12 protein-coding genes and 2 tRNA genes are annotated in these 13,146 nt (G+C 64.2%); 3 read left to right on the top strand and 11 right to left on the bottom strand.

What is annotated here, in order from left to right; all coding sequences use genetic code 11:
* Positions 1-58: 58 nt before the first annotated feature.
* Positions 59-1,057 (top strand): L,D-transpeptidase family protein, encoded by a 999-nt coding sequence (locus tag ACI48I_RS13890; RefSeq protein WP_193686361.1) that lies wholly within the window; start codon positions 59-61, stop codon positions 1,055-1,057.
* A 130-nt stretch (positions 1,058-1,187) separates the two neighbouring features.
* Positions 1,188-1,916: a M23 family metallopeptidase gene (locus ACI48I_RS13885; RefSeq protein WP_498574500.1), complete on the top strand. Its 729-nt coding sequence runs from the start codon at positions 1,188-1,190 to the stop codon at positions 1,914-1,916.
* Between the two features lie 145 nt (positions 1,917-2,061).
* On the opposite strand, the gene ACI48I_RS13880 is transcribed toward ACI48I_RS13885, so the two are convergent.
* The 5 genes from ACI48I_RS13880 to ACI48I_RS13860 all read right to left on the bottom strand — a co-directional run bounded on the left by ACI48I_RS13880 (position 2,062) and on the right by ACI48I_RS13860 (position 7,075).
* Complete coding sequence (locus ACI48I_RS13880; RefSeq protein ID WP_498574499.1) at positions 2,062-3,870, bottom strand: M4 family metallopeptidase; 1,809 nt, start codon at positions 3,868-3,870, stop codon at positions 2,062-2,064.
* 154 nt (positions 3,871-4,024) lie between these two features.
* Complete coding sequence (locus ACI48I_RS13875) at positions 4,025-4,624, bottom strand: hypothetical protein (protein WP_227496516.1); 600 nt, start codon at positions 4,622-4,624, stop codon at positions 4,025-4,027.
* A 10-nt stretch (positions 4,625-4,634) separates the two neighbouring features.
* Positions 4,635-5,819: a zinc-dependent alcohol dehydrogenase gene (locus ACI48I_RS13870; RefSeq protein ID WP_193686364.1), complete on the bottom strand. Its 1,185-nt coding sequence runs from the start codon at positions 5,817-5,819 to the stop codon at positions 4,635-4,637.
* 198 nt (positions 5,820-6,017) lie between these two features.
* Complete coding sequence (gene ypfJ, locus ACI48I_RS13865) at positions 6,018-6,902, bottom strand: KPN_02809 family neutral zinc metallopeptidase (protein ID WP_498574498.1); 885 nt, start codon at positions 6,900-6,902, stop codon at positions 6,018-6,020.
* Positions 6,899-7,075, bottom strand: a complete 177-nt coding sequence (locus ACI48I_RS13860) for a hypothetical protein (protein WP_193686366.1) — start codon at positions 7,073-7,075, stop codon at positions 6,899-6,901. The genes ypfJ and ACI48I_RS13860 overlap by 4 nt, the downstream gene beginning before the upstream one ends.
* A gap of 188 nt (positions 7,076-7,263) precedes the next feature.
* Between ACI48I_RS13860 and ACI48I_RS13855 the strand changes: the two genes are divergently transcribed.
* Positions 7,264-8,205, top strand: coding sequence for a methyltransferase (locus ACI48I_RS13855; protein ID WP_498574497.1), 942 nt, complete (start codon positions 7,264-7,266; stop codon positions 8,203-8,205).
* 199 nt (positions 8,206-8,404) lie between these two features.
* On the opposite strand, the gene ACI48I_RS13850 is transcribed toward ACI48I_RS13855, so the two are convergent.
* The 6 genes from ACI48I_RS13850 to lolA form a co-directional block, all read right to left on the bottom strand.
* Positions 8,405-8,494 (bottom strand) — tRNA-Ser (locus ACI48I_RS13850).
* Between the two features lie 180 nt (positions 8,495-8,674).
* Positions 8,675-8,764, bottom strand: a tRNA-Ser gene (locus ACI48I_RS13845).
* Positions 8,765-8,847: 83 nt separating this feature from the next.
* Complete coding sequence (serS, locus tag ACI48I_RS13840) at positions 8,848-10,143, bottom strand: serine--tRNA ligase (protein ID WP_498574496.1); 1,296 nt, start codon at positions 10,141-10,143, stop codon at positions 8,848-8,850.
* 98 nt (positions 10,144-10,241) lie between these two features.
* Positions 10,242-11,546: a replication-associated recombination protein A gene (locus tag ACI48I_RS13835; RefSeq protein ID WP_193686369.1), complete on the bottom strand. Its 1,305-nt coding sequence runs from the start codon at positions 11,544-11,546 to the stop codon at positions 10,242-10,244.
* Between the two features lie 226 nt (positions 11,547-11,772).
* Positions 11,773-12,420 (bottom strand): energy transducer TonB, encoded by a 648-nt coding sequence (locus ACI48I_RS13830; protein WP_498574495.1) that lies wholly within the window; start codon positions 12,418-12,420, stop codon positions 11,773-11,775.
* A 13-nt stretch (positions 12,421-12,433) separates the two neighbouring features.
* Entirely contained in the window at positions 12,434-13,066 is a 633-nt protein-coding gene (gene lolA, locus ACI48I_RS13825; RefSeq protein WP_498574494.1) for an outer membrane lipoprotein chaperone LolA, read from the bottom strand.
* Between the last annotated feature and the right edge of the window lie 80 nt (positions 13,067-13,146).

The raw sequence follows: 13,146 nt of genomic DNA, 5'->3' as shown, positions 1-13,146 counted from the left end.
CCGCCGGGTGGTGCAGCTCTACGCTGGGGTCTCCCTTAGCAAGTATTGCAGGTGCCACATGAAAAAAATCGTCGCTCCCCTCCTTCTGGCCGCCCTCTCCGGCGCCCTTCCCTTCACCGCCCACGCCGGCCAGCCTGCGCCGCAGGCGGCACCGCAAACCGCAACCCAGCAGCCGGGACAGGCCGTCAACGCGCCGGCCTCCGGTGAGCGCGCCGAATTCGAGCGCCTGCTGCGCGCCCAGGTGCTGCTCGACCGCCTGCACTTTTCGCCGGGCGAGATCGACGGCGCCTTCGGTTCGAACATGCGCCAGGCCTTGAGCTCCTTCCAGAAGTCGCGCAACCTGCCGGAAAGCGGCAAGCTCGACGAAGCGACCTGGAACGCGCTGAACGGGGACACGACGCCGACCCTGACGAATTACGTCCTGACCAACGAAGACGTGGCCGGCCCCTTCCAGCCGATTCCCGAAGACATGATGGAAAAAGCCAAGCTGCCCAAGCTCGGCTATGCGAGCCCGGCCGAAGGCCTGGGCGAGAAATTCCACGCCAGTCCAGAGCTGATCACGCGCCTGAATCCCGGCAAGAACCTGGCCAAGGCCGGCGAAACGATCGTCGTGCCGAGCGTGCACGGCGGCCCTGCCCTGCCGGCGGCGTCGAAAGTGGTCGTCAGCGACAGCCGCAAGGTGCTGATGCTGTTCGACGCATCGGAACGCCTGATCGCGCAATATCCGGCCTCGACCGGCAGCGAACACGATCCACTGCCGATCGGGAACTGGAAGATCGACGGCGTGCACCCGAACCCGACCTATCACTACAACCCGAAACTGTTCTGGGATGCCGAGCCGGGCGACAAGAAGGCGACGATTGCCGCCGGCCCGAACAATCCGGTGGGCGTGGCCTGGATCGACCTGTCGAAGCCGCATTACGGCATCCACGGCACGCCGGTACCGAAGTTCATCGGCAAGACGGAATCGCACGGCTGCATCCGCCTGACCAACTGGAGCGCCGCGGAAGTGGCGGCCGTGGTCGCGGCGGGCACGCAGGTCGTATTGCAGGAGTAATTATCCACGAGCGCCTGACAGAACCTTCAGGGCAAGGCGTGGCGCCGAAGACAGTACGAAGGTACGGCGAGGCGCCGCAACGCGGCCATGGCGATTCTGTCTGGCGCTCTAACCAAGGGGAGTGTTGCACATGAGATGGTTGATCGCTTTTCTGCTGGGCGTCGTGGTCGGTGCCGGTGGCTTGTTCGTCTATTTGCGCGAGATCGCCGACGCGCCCAATCCGATCATCACCGACGGCGGCGCGCTGCCGGCGCCGCCGAACGATGTGCCGGCAGGGGCCGCGCAGGCCGCGTCCGCGCCAGCCGGCGGCACGCCGGTCGACCGGCTCGTGCAAACCGACCTGTCCGACGCCGACCTGCCGATCCGTCCGGCTTCGCAATCGACGACGGCTACCCCGGCCAGCCCGGAATTGACGGCCGGCGGCAGCATGCCGGCCAAGTTGCTGGTGCCGGTCGAAGGCATTCCGTACGCAAAACTGACCGACACCTTCGACCAGCCGCGCGGCCAGGAGCGCCATCACGAAGCGCTCGACATCATGGCGCCGAAAGGCACTCCGGTGCGCGCGGCCGGCGACGGCAAGGTCGCGAAACTGTTCGATAGCAAGCCCGGCGGCATCACCCTCTACCAGTTCGATCCGAGCGAGCAGCACGCCTATTACTACGCCCACCTCGACCGCTACGCCGAGGGCATCAAGGAAGGCATGCAGCTCAAGCGCGGCGACCTGCTCGGCTATGTCGGCGCGACCGGCAATGCCGATCCGGATGCGCCGCACCTGCATTTCGCGGTCGTCGCGCTGACGCCCGAGAAGCAGTGGTGGAAGGGGACGCCGGTCAATCCGTATCCGATGTTGGGGGATTAGGTGCTGCGGGGGGCAAACGAAGTGCGGGCTTCGCAGTCCTGTGCTCGGGAGCGCAGGCTACGGTGCTGCGTTGGCAAACGGGTTGCGGGCTTCGCAGTCCTGCGCTCGGGAGCGCAGGCTACGATGCTCTTTGGGTTAACGCATTTCAGGGCGCAGGTTCGTCAACATCCGCGCCCACATTGATCGCGGCATAGGCCCGCTGCACGGCGATCGCTTCGCGGCTGCCGGCACCATATAACTCTTGCGCCGCCTCGACCATCTTCGCGCGTGCGTCGGCGTAGTTGGTGCTCGAGGTGAACTTGGTTGTGTTGGCCTTGAACCAGATCCGGAACGCTTTATCCGTGCCGATACCGGTCATGGCGGCCGGCGCCTTGACCAGGTATTTGCTGTAGTAATCGCCCGCCTTGTCCGCCTTCGAACCCATGGCCAGGAAATAGAACATCCTGTTGTTGGGGCCGCTGCTGTAGTGCACATCGAGGCGCTTGAGCGAGCTGCTCCAGGCGTCCGGGCTGTTGCCGTCCTTGCTCGGGCGATACATCCAGCGCAGCGGCTGTCCGTCGCGGGCGATCTCGGTGCCGAGCATCCAGTCGTTGCCGTTCAGGGGAATACTCTCGCCCTTGCCGCCGGCGCGCGCATAGGCTTCCACTACTTCCCCGCCGATATCCGAACTCGATTCGTTGAGTCCGCCCGATTCGCCCGAATACACGAGGCTTGATGTGGCCGCCGTCACCCCGTGGCCCATCTCGTGGCCGATGACGTCGACCGAACCCAGGCTGTTGAAGCTCGACCCGTCGCCGATGAACATGCAGCGGCAGGTATCGCTGTAATAGGCGTTGTCGTAGGCCGTATTGACGTGCACGGCGATATAGGTCGCCGTATTCTTGCCGTCCAGCGAATGCCAGCCGAGCGCGTTCTTGAGCGCGTCGTACGTGTTCATCAGGCCCCACATGGCGTTCACCGCCGCGGTCTGGCCGTTGGCATCAAGCGTACTGCCGCCGCGGATGTACTGCCTGCCGTCGCCCCAGGTATTCTCGGTGTGCGTGTACATCTTGCCGGCGTTGCTGGTCCCGTTCGCATTCGTGATCGCCATCGCGCCATAGGTGCCGCCGGTGCCCCGTTCCGGATCGAGCATGCGGTAGCTGCCGTCGGCAAAGGTCGTGCTGATCGGCACTTCGCCGTTGTACTGGCTCTTGCCCACACCGATCACCGTCTGCAGCGCGCTCCAGCGGTCGAGGATGCGGCCGTCGTTGGCGCTGACGATGGTGTCGTGGTAGTAAGGATGGTCGCCGCGCACCATGCGGGTACGCACCAGGTAGGCCAGCTCGTAGTGGTCGACGACGTCCTGCACATCGAGCGCGTTCAACTCCTCTTCCGGCTTGGCGGCGGCGCCGGCGACGCGCTCGGATTTCATGACCGGATAGATCAGCAGTTCGGCGCTGGGCGGGGTGACGTGGGTAGCGTCCGGCCCGGCCGCGGCCAGCGTGGCGCCGACGGCGGCGTCGATCGCGGTCTTTGGCGGCATCGACGGTTTCACCCTGAAGTCGGCGGTGGCCGCGCCGAGCCGGTTGGCGGCGCCACGCCCGAGGTGCAGGCGGCGCTCGGAAGCGGATTCGGAGATGATGCCCCCTTGCGCATCGACCACCACCACCGACTCCGAGCCGAACACGCGCAAGCCTTTATAGGTATGGGCGGCGCGCACCACCTGCGTGCCCTGCACGCCCGGATGCTGCTGTGCCACCGTGAAACCGTGGTTGTTGTCGAGGCCGCGCGCCGCACGTCCCTGGGTCAGCTTCGATACCAGGGCGGCGGTGGCCGACACGGATTGCGCGGCGGGTGCGCCCATCATGGGTGTGCCGACGGCGGGCGTCGGCGCGCCAGGGATTGCGGCAGCGGCGCAGGAACTTGCGATCAGGACGCCGAGGGGCGTGGCCAGCAAGCGGGTAGGCAGCTTCATCGTCTCTCCATTCGAAGGTTCCCGGCTGCAAGAATGGGCCGGAGATCATCGAAGTGTGGACGAGCCTCAAAAAAGGAACTTGCTCAAACGCAAGAAGCCCCGCACCGTGCGCGAGTACGCAACGGGCGGGGCTGTCAGAATCGAGCTGTGCGGATCAATACCGCTCGTCGCGGTCCTTCAGCAGGAAGTAGGCCGCGGCGCCGATGGCGCCGGCAATGGCGACCTTCGTCGCCAGCCCCTTCTTGTTGTGCTCCCATTCGGCTTTGATCCCCATTTCGCCGAGGATGTTCGGCACGTGGCCGTGGGCCAGGTCATCGACGATGCCTTCGACCACATTGATGCGGTCGGCGCCGAGCAGGATCAGCCAGTGGCGGATATCGTTCTCGGTGAACTTGAAGGCGGCGCGCCGCAACATGCCCGACAGCCCGGATGGCGGCTGCCTGCTGCCGTGGAGCTGGGTGATGCCGGGGCGCTCGTTCGACACCAGGACTTCGACCTTCTGCACCTGGGCCTGGGGCGTGGGCATGTCGGCCGGCGTATAGCGCGGCGGCGTGCGTTCCATCGGCACGCCGGGACGGTTCTTGTGGTCGAGGTCGGCACCCCAGCCCTTGATGTGCGTCAGCTCCTCGCGCGACTTGCGTTGCTGTCGCAACTCGGGCTGCACCTGGTGGTGGGTGTGATCGTGGGTGTTCTCGAAGTCGTGGTCGTGGTCGGGATTGTTGTCGTGCTTGACCAGGGCGGTTCCATTATCCATGCGGTCCTCCTTATTTGGCGACGCTGGCCGCCACCGCGCGCACTTCGTGGGCGCGTGGCGGGATCAGGATCGGCTTGATGCAGTTGTCGAGCTTGCTCGAGAAGATGTGATAAGCGTCTCCCACGTCTTCCAGCGGGATGCGGTGGGTAATGATCTGTTTCGGATCGATGTGCCCGGCGCGGATGTGCTCGATCAGGCGCGGCACGTGGCGCTTGACGCTGGCCTGGTTCATGCGCATCGTGATGCCCTTGTTGAGCGCATTGCCGATCGGGACCGCATTGAAGGTTGGGCCATACACGCCGACGATCGAGACATTGCCGCCCTTGCGTACCGAGTTGATACACCAATGCAGCACGGTCGACGCGCCGGCCTGCATCTTCATCAGGCGCCCGGTGACGGTCTGCGCCATGCTGCCGGCCGCATCGCCGCCGACGGCATCGATGCAGACGTCGGCGCCCAGCCAGTCGGTCATTTTCTTGATGTGCAGCGCCATGTCGCCGACGTCCTTGAAGTTCACCACTTCGCACTGGGCGAAGCGCTTCACGAATTCGAGGCGGTATTCGACTTCGTCGACCACGATCACGCGGCCGGCGCCGAACAGCCAGGCCGATTTGGCGGCGAAGATGCCGACCGGACCGGCACCGAACACGACGACGGTATCGCCCTCCTTGATGTCGCCCATTTCGGCGGCCTGGTAGCCGGTCGGCAGTGCATCGGTGAGCAGCACGGCGTCATCGTCGACGATGTCGTCCGGGATCTTGATTGGAGCCACGTCGGCCATCGGAACACGCACGTATTCGGCCTGGCCACCGTCGTAGCCGCCCGCGGTATGGGAGTAGCCGTAGATGGCGCCGACCGCCGTCGACATCGCGTTCACGTTGTGGCAGTTACCGTAGAGTTCTTTCTGGCAGAAATAGCAGGAGCCGCAGAAGATGTTGAAGGGTACCAGCACGCGGTCGCCCACCTTCAGGGTTTGCACCTGGGAGCCGACTTCCTCGATGATGCCGATGAACTCGTGGCCGAAGGTGTGACCGACCCGGGTATCCGGCACCATGCCGTGGTACAGGTGCAAGTCGGAACCGCAAATGCAGGAGCGCGTCACGCGCACGATAGCGTCGCCCGGATGTTCGATCACGGGGTCTGACTTGTGTGTCGCACGGACGCGGTAGGGCCCCCGATAGTTCATTGCCAGCATAATTCCTCCTCGAAAGTTTGCGGTGCTTACCAATGGTGGTAAGTGCGAAAAAACTAAATTTATGTCAAAACGCTATCGAATGCGATACGCGCACGGAAATGAATTCGTGTTTTTTAGCGCAATTTAAGAGCAGGATGGCATTACGTTCGCAGCAGGAAACGTGATGTTCCTGCTGGAACGCGAATAATTGCCTGGTGATTACAACTGGCGCGCTTCGAAAGTATTGCACTGCTGCGGGTCGCCGCTCTCCATCCCTTGCTTGAACCAGCGCACGCGCTGCGCGGAACTGCCGTGGGTGAACGAATCGGGCACCACCGTGCCGCGCGACTGGCGCTGCAAGGTATCGTCGCCGATTGCCGTGGCCGTGGCCAGCGCACTCTCGACGTCGCCCTGCTCGAGGAAGGCTTCCTTCTGCTGGGTGTGGTTGGCCCAGACGCCGGCAAAGCAGTCGGCCTGCAGTTCCAGCCGCACCGACAGCGCGTTGCCTTCGGTCTCCGATGCGCGCGACTGGGCGTTATGGACCTGGTCCGATACGCCGATCAGCTTCTGCACGTGATGCCCGACTTCGTGCGCGATCACATAGGCCTGGGCGAATTCGCCGCCGACGTGGAAGCGCTCCTGCATCAGGCGGAAGAAGCTCAGGTCGATGTACACCTTCTGGTCGCCCGGGCAATAGAAGGGACCGGTGGCCGCGTTGCCGGCACCGCAAGCGGTCTGGGTCCGGCCTTCGAACAGCACCAGTTTCGGCGGTTGATAGGTACTGCCCTGGGCCTTGAAGATCGGGCCCCAGGCATCCTCGGTATAGCCGAGCACGGTGCGCACGAAGCGCGTTTCGCGGTCGTTGGCCTGGGGTGCGCTCGGGTCGCGCTGCTGCTGCACCTGGGGCGCCGGTCCGCCGCCGCCGCCGAGCATGCCGATCACCGTGCCCGGATCGACGCCGAAGAAGATCGATGCCACCAGGGCGATGGCCACGGTGCCGAGGCCGATGCCGCGGCCGCCGATATTGAAGCCGCCGCCTCCCCCGCCACCGCCGCCGCGCTGGTCTTCGACATTACTGCTCTCGCGGTCGCCTTCCCATTTCATCGCGCCCTCCGCAGGCTGGACGAATTCATGCTCTCGCGTGCATCCTTCATGCGGAATTCGTCGTCGAGTGCGAGGCCGGCACGGGCGTCGTCGTTGAGGGTGCGTTCATGCCGCTCGCGTTCGACTTCGCGGTCGACGCGGGCGTGTTCCTGGTCCTGGAAAGTTGGCTTCATGGCTGTCCTGATTATCTGCTGAGTCTGGGTTTGTTCCTGCATCGGCACCGTTGCCAACTTGAACATGGCTGCAGTATGGACGTATCGCACGAGCCAGTATGTTCGGGTATTCACATAAGGGGCGCGCCGCTTCGTATTCTGTACGTCAGCGTACAGAGGAGGCGCAGGCCATCGGCGATGCTCACGGCATGACCGCCATCCTCCACGATCCCGATGCCCTGCTCGCGCTGGGCCAGGCCCTGCAGCAGGCAGGCTACCAGTTCACCACGGTCACACCGGCCACCCACCGCCGCGTCAACGGCCGGCCCGAGAATGCCATGGCGCAGGACCTGCGCGGAGTATTCGGCTGGAGCCGGCCGTTTCGCGAAGCGACGGTGCCGGCGGCGATGCTGGCGCTGATGCGCCGCGCCGGCGTGCTGAACGAGCGCGGGGACAGGCTGTGCGCCACGGTGCGCGCCTCGACCATCGGCACGCGCCTGTACTTCCACTCGGCCTTTCCGACCCATGACGAGGATGCGGTCTTCTTCGGGCCGGATACCTACCGCTATGTCGCCGCGCTCAAGCGCGCGATGGCGAATCTGGCGCCGCCGCGCCGCGCGGTCGATATCGGCGCCGGCGGCGGGCCCGGCGCGATCGAGGTCGCGGCGTATTTCCCCGCTTGCGAGACGGTGGCGGCCGACATCAACGACCGCGCCCTGGCGCTCGCCGGCGTCAACGCGCGCCTGGCCGGAACAACGAACGTCCAGGTGCGCCACAGCGACTTGCTCAACGACCTGGACGGCGAATTCGACCTGGTGCTGTCGAACCCGCCCTATATCCTCGACCCCGATAAACTGCGCTACCGCCATGGCGGCGAGATGCGTGGCGCCGGGCTATCGCTGCAGATCGTCGACGCTGCCCTCGAGCGCCTGGCCGCGGGCGGGACACTGCTGCTGTACACGGGCATCGCCATCGTCGACGGGCGCGACGAATTCCTGGAGACGATCCGCCCGCGGCTGGAGGCGGCCTGCGTATCGTGGTCCTATGAGGAACTCGATCCGGACATCTTCGGCGGGCAGCTCGACTGCGAGGGATACGAAGAGGTGGAGCGGATCGCGGCGGTGTGGCTGCGGGCGACGAAGCGCGGCTAAAGAATGGTAGAAATAAAAAAGGCTCCCGAGGGAGCCTTTTTCATTTACTGGCGGAGAGGGTGGGATTCGCCCACATCCCGCGGGCCGCCCCCGCGCTTGCAAGCGCGGGTCTTCGAATCCGACACGGGAAGCGCGCAGGCGCTTCCCTCCTCTCCACCAGTAAATAAAAAAGGCTCCCGAGGGAGCCTTTTTTATTTACTGGCGGAGAGGGTGGGATTCGAACCCACGGTACGATTTAACGTACGCCTGATTTCGAGTCAGGTACATTCGACCACTCTGCCACCTCTCCTGAATCGGTGTTGCGGTCGCTGCAAGGCTGGCATTATAGCGAGCGATCCTGTGTTGTGCAAGGGAACGATGCCAGAGGCATACAAAGACTTTAGGCAACAATGATCGGCGTTTCGCTGGGCACAGGTGCCCAGCCTTCCGTAAATGAAAAAAGCTCCCAGAGGGAGCTTTTTTCATTTACTGGCGGAGAGGGTGGGATTCGAACCCACGGTACGATTTAACGTACGCCTGATTTCGAGTCAGGTACATTCGACCACTCTGCCACCTCTCCTAAATCGGTGTTGCGGTCGCTGCAAGAGACCAACATTATAGCCACCCGCTGCCAAAAACGGAAGAGCTATTTATCCTCAGAACTCAGGCAGCCGGCGCCAGACGCTCCAGCCCGCCCATGTACGGACGCAGCACTTCCGGAATCACCACGCTGCCATCGGCCTGCTGGTAGTTCTCCAGCACCGCGACCAGCGTGCGCCCCACTGCCAGGCCCGAGCCGTTCAGCGTGTGCAGCAGTTCCGGCTTGTTCTGGGCGTTGCGGAAACGGGCGCCCATGCGGCGGGCCTGGAAGGCTTCCATGTTCGACAGCGAGGAAATCTCGCGATAGGTGTTCTGCGCCGGCAGCCACACTTCCAGGTCATAGGTCTTGGCCGCGCCGAAGCCCATGTCGCCGGTGCACAGCAGCATCACGCGATACGGCAGGCCCAGGCTCTGCAGGATGAATTCGGCATGGCCGACCATCTCGTCCAGCGCGGCATGCGACTGTTCCGGATGGGCGATCTGCACCATCTCGACCTTGTCGAACTGGTGCTGGCGGATCATGCCACGGGTGTCGCGGCCGTAGCTGCCGGCCTCCGAACGGAAGCATGGGGTGTGCGCCGTCATCTTCATGGGCAGCGCGTCGAGCGGGACGATCTCATCGCGCACGACGTTGGTCAGCGTCACTTCCGAGGTCGGGATCAGGTAGAAGGTCTCGCCCTCGCCTTCCGCGCCGCCCTTCTTTACCGAGAACAGGTCTTCTTCGAACTTCGGCAGCTGGCCGGTGCCGCGCAGCGAGTCGGCATTGACCATGTACGGGGTATAGCATTCAAGGTAGCCATGCTTGTCGGTATGGGTGTCGAGCATGTACTGGGCCAGCGCGCGATGCAGGCGCGCGATGCCGCCCTTCATCACCGAGAAGCGCGAACCGGTCAGCTTGGTCGCGGTGTCGAAGTCCAGGCCCAGCTTTTCGCCGATGTCGACGTGGTCCTTCACTTCGAAGTCGAACGACGGCGGCGTGCCGATCTTGCGCACTTCGACGTTGCCGGTTTCGTCAGTGCCGGCCGGCACCGATTCGTGCGGCAGGTTCGGGATCGCCTCCATGAACTCGGCCATCTTGCGCTGGACGTCGGCCAGCAGTCCTTCATTTGCTTTGAGTTCATCCCCCAGGCCGGCCACTTCCGCCATCACGCCCGCCGTGTCCTCGCCCTTGCCCTTCAGGATGCCGATCTGCTTGGACAGCGAATTGCGCTTGCCCTGCAGTTCTTCGGTACGGGTCTGGATCGCCTTGCGCTCGGCCTCGATGGCGTTGAAGCCGGCCACATCGAGCTGGAACTTGCGCGCAGCCAGGCGCGCGGCGACGGTGTCGATGTCTTTGCGGAGAAGTTGGATGTCTATCATTGTCAGGCTATCGTAGGTGAGGTCGAACGAGCAGTATGTCGCGCAGTTTATCTAATCTGCAATTGTACCAAGCGGGCCGCGAATGTCGATGGCGAGATTTACGTCTCGCCGGCGTCCTCATCCAGCTGGCGCAGGAAAGCCAGTTTCTCCGCAATCTTCGCCTCCACCCCGCGCGGCACCGGCTGGTACCAGCGCGGCTCCGGCATGTTCTCCGGGAGGTAGGTTTCGCCGGCCGCATAGGCATTCGGCTCGTCGTGGGCGTAGCGGTATTCGTGGCCGTAGCCGAGCTCTTTCATGAGCCTGGTCGGGGCATTGCGCAGATGTACCGGCACTTCGCGCGACTTGTCCTTGCGGACAAACGCCATCGCCGCATTGAAGGCGTTGTAGCCGGCATTGCTCTTGGCCGCGATCGCGAGGTAGACGACCGCCTGCCCCAGCGCCAGTTCGCCCTCGGGAGAGCCGAGGCGCTCGTAGGTGGTCGCGGCATCGTTGGCGATCTGCAGCGCGCGCGGGTCGGCCAGGCCGATGTCTTCCCAGGCCATGCGCACGATGCGGCGCGACAGGTATTTGGCGTCGGCCCCGCCATCGAGCATGCGGCACAGCCAGTACAGGGCCGCGTCCGGATGCGAGCCGCGCACGGATTTGTGCAGGGCCGAGATCTGGTCGTAGAAATTGTCGCCGCCCTTGTCGAAGCGGCGCGAGTTCAGGGTCAGCGCGTTGTCGACGAACTCGCCGGTGATCGTGGTGATGCCCGAGGTTTCGGCCGAGGTCTTGGTCTGCTCGAGCAGGTTCAGGAAGCGGCGGGCGTCGCCGTCGGCGTAGCCGATCAGGGTCGAAATCGCGATCTCGTCGAATTTCAAATGGGCCAGCACGCGCTGCTGGGCACGGGCCAGCAACTGGCGCATCTCGTCGTCGTTCAGCGCCTTCAGCACGTAGACCTGCGAGCGCGACAGCAGCGCCGAGTTCACCTCGAACGAGGGATTCTCGGTGGTGGCGCCGATCAGCGTCACCAGGCCCGACTCGACGAAGGGTAGCAAGGCGTCCTGCTGCGACTTGTTAAAACGGTGGATCTCGTCGATGAAGAGGATCGTGTGCTTGCCGCGCGCCAGGTACTGCTCGGCCTGTTCGACCGAGGCGCGGATGTCCTTCACGCCCGACAGCACGGCGGACAAGGCGATGAATTCGCAGTCGAAGGCGTAGGCCGTCAGGCGCGCCAGCGTGGTCTTGCCGACGCCGGGCGGCCCCCACAGGATCATCGAATGCGGTTTGCCGGATTTGAAAACCAGGTTCAGCGGCTTGCCGGGACCGAGCAGGTGGCTCTGGCCGATGACTTCGTCGATGGTGCGCGGGCGCAGGGCTTCGGCCAGCGGCGCGGCCGGTTCGTTCTTGAAAAGGTCATCCACGGCGGACTCCAGCGGCGCGGGGAGAGAAAATAATGGCGGACAAATTTTGCATGCGGCTAGTGTAGCCGATGCGTCCCTGTGCCGTGAACGCAGGACCCGCGCCTGGCTTGGAGCGCCGAACAAAATCGTCAGGGCAAGGCGCAGCGCCGCATCGGCGGACCGCGAAGACAGTACGAAGGTACGGCGAGGCGCTGCAACGCCGCCATGGCGATTTTGTCAGGCGCTCTTAGCCGACCTTCGGGATCAGGCGTCCGACCAGGTTGCCGTGCGCCGGCCCGCTCTGGCCCTGCGCGGGCGTGAACCGGCAGGATTGCAGATAGGCCGCGCCGGCCTGCCGGATGTCCTGGGGGATCTCGTCCTCGAACTTGATGCCGAAGGCCTGGCCGGCAGGATCGACCAGCAGGCGCACGCGCACCCCTTCCTGATTCGGAGACTGTCCCGACAGCGGCAGGAAGGAGTCGAAGCGCTCCGATGCCTGGCAGCTGCCGGCGAGGAGCGCCGCCGGACTGCCTTTTGGGGTGGACGGTCCGAGCTTCCACTGATAGCTCGTCTTGATGTTGCTGCGCCGGACCTGCGGGTCCGACTTCGGGTCGAAACGGCAGCTGCGCAGCTGGCGTACCGCCGCCTCGTCGAGCAGCTTCCAGCCGCTGCCGCGTTGCACCCGCACCTGGGCGGCCCGGCCCTCATCGTCGAGATCGAAAGCGAGCCAGGTTGTCCCTTCGAGTTCGTAGCGAACCGCTTCAAGCGGATACACAGGCGCGCCGCAGCTCGTCGCCAGCGGGTCGCGCAGCGCGCCGCCCGCCTGCGCCCACCCCGGGGCAGCCGGCGCCGACAAGGCCAGCGCCACCACCACTCCCAACAATTGTTTATTCAAGGCCAACCCTGGTTTATTGGTTGTTGACCTCGGCGCCTTTCGGAATCTCGAATTTGAACTGCTGGGCGCCGAGCGATGGATTACGCTGGAAACTTGTAAATTTTAATACAGAAGTTTGCCCAAAGGTATCTTTCAATTCCATCGCTTCCGGCGTGCCGTTTTTCAGGCCGATGCTGATCTGTTCGAAGGTCGTGTCCTTCGCTTTCGGCACGGCATTGAGCCATTCGAGGCCGTCGCGGGTGCCCGCTTCGGACAGGGTGAAGTTCTTTTCGAGGTCGTTGCTGCCGAACAGGATGGCGGCCGGCGAGGAGCCGAGCGCGTTCCCGAGTTTCTTCACGGTGACCTGGTTCAGGTCCTTGTCGTAGATGTAGAGCTGGTCGCCGTCGGCCTGCAGCAGCTGGTCGTAGGGCTTGGTGTAGTTCCAGATGAACTTGCCGGGGCGGGCGAAGACGAAGCTGCCGCTCGAGACGGGCGAGATCTTGCCGGTCTGGGATTTGCGCTGTTGTTGCTGGGTGAACTCGCCTTTGGCGGCCTTGGTGGTGGCCACAAAAGACTTGAACTGGTCGAGGGCGGATGCGTGGGCGGCGCCGGAGAGCGCAAACGCGACAGTGGCGATCAGGGTGGCGATGTTCTTTTTAGCGATCATTGGGGTCCTTTTTCAGTGTGCGGTGTGCATAGGCACGAACGCGTGGGCTCGAGAGCCCACCCTACGTTACTCCGCTGTAT

Source organism: Massilia sp. LXY-5 (assembly GCF_059801075.1).
This window is presented reverse-complemented; position numbering and strand designations above follow the sequence as displayed.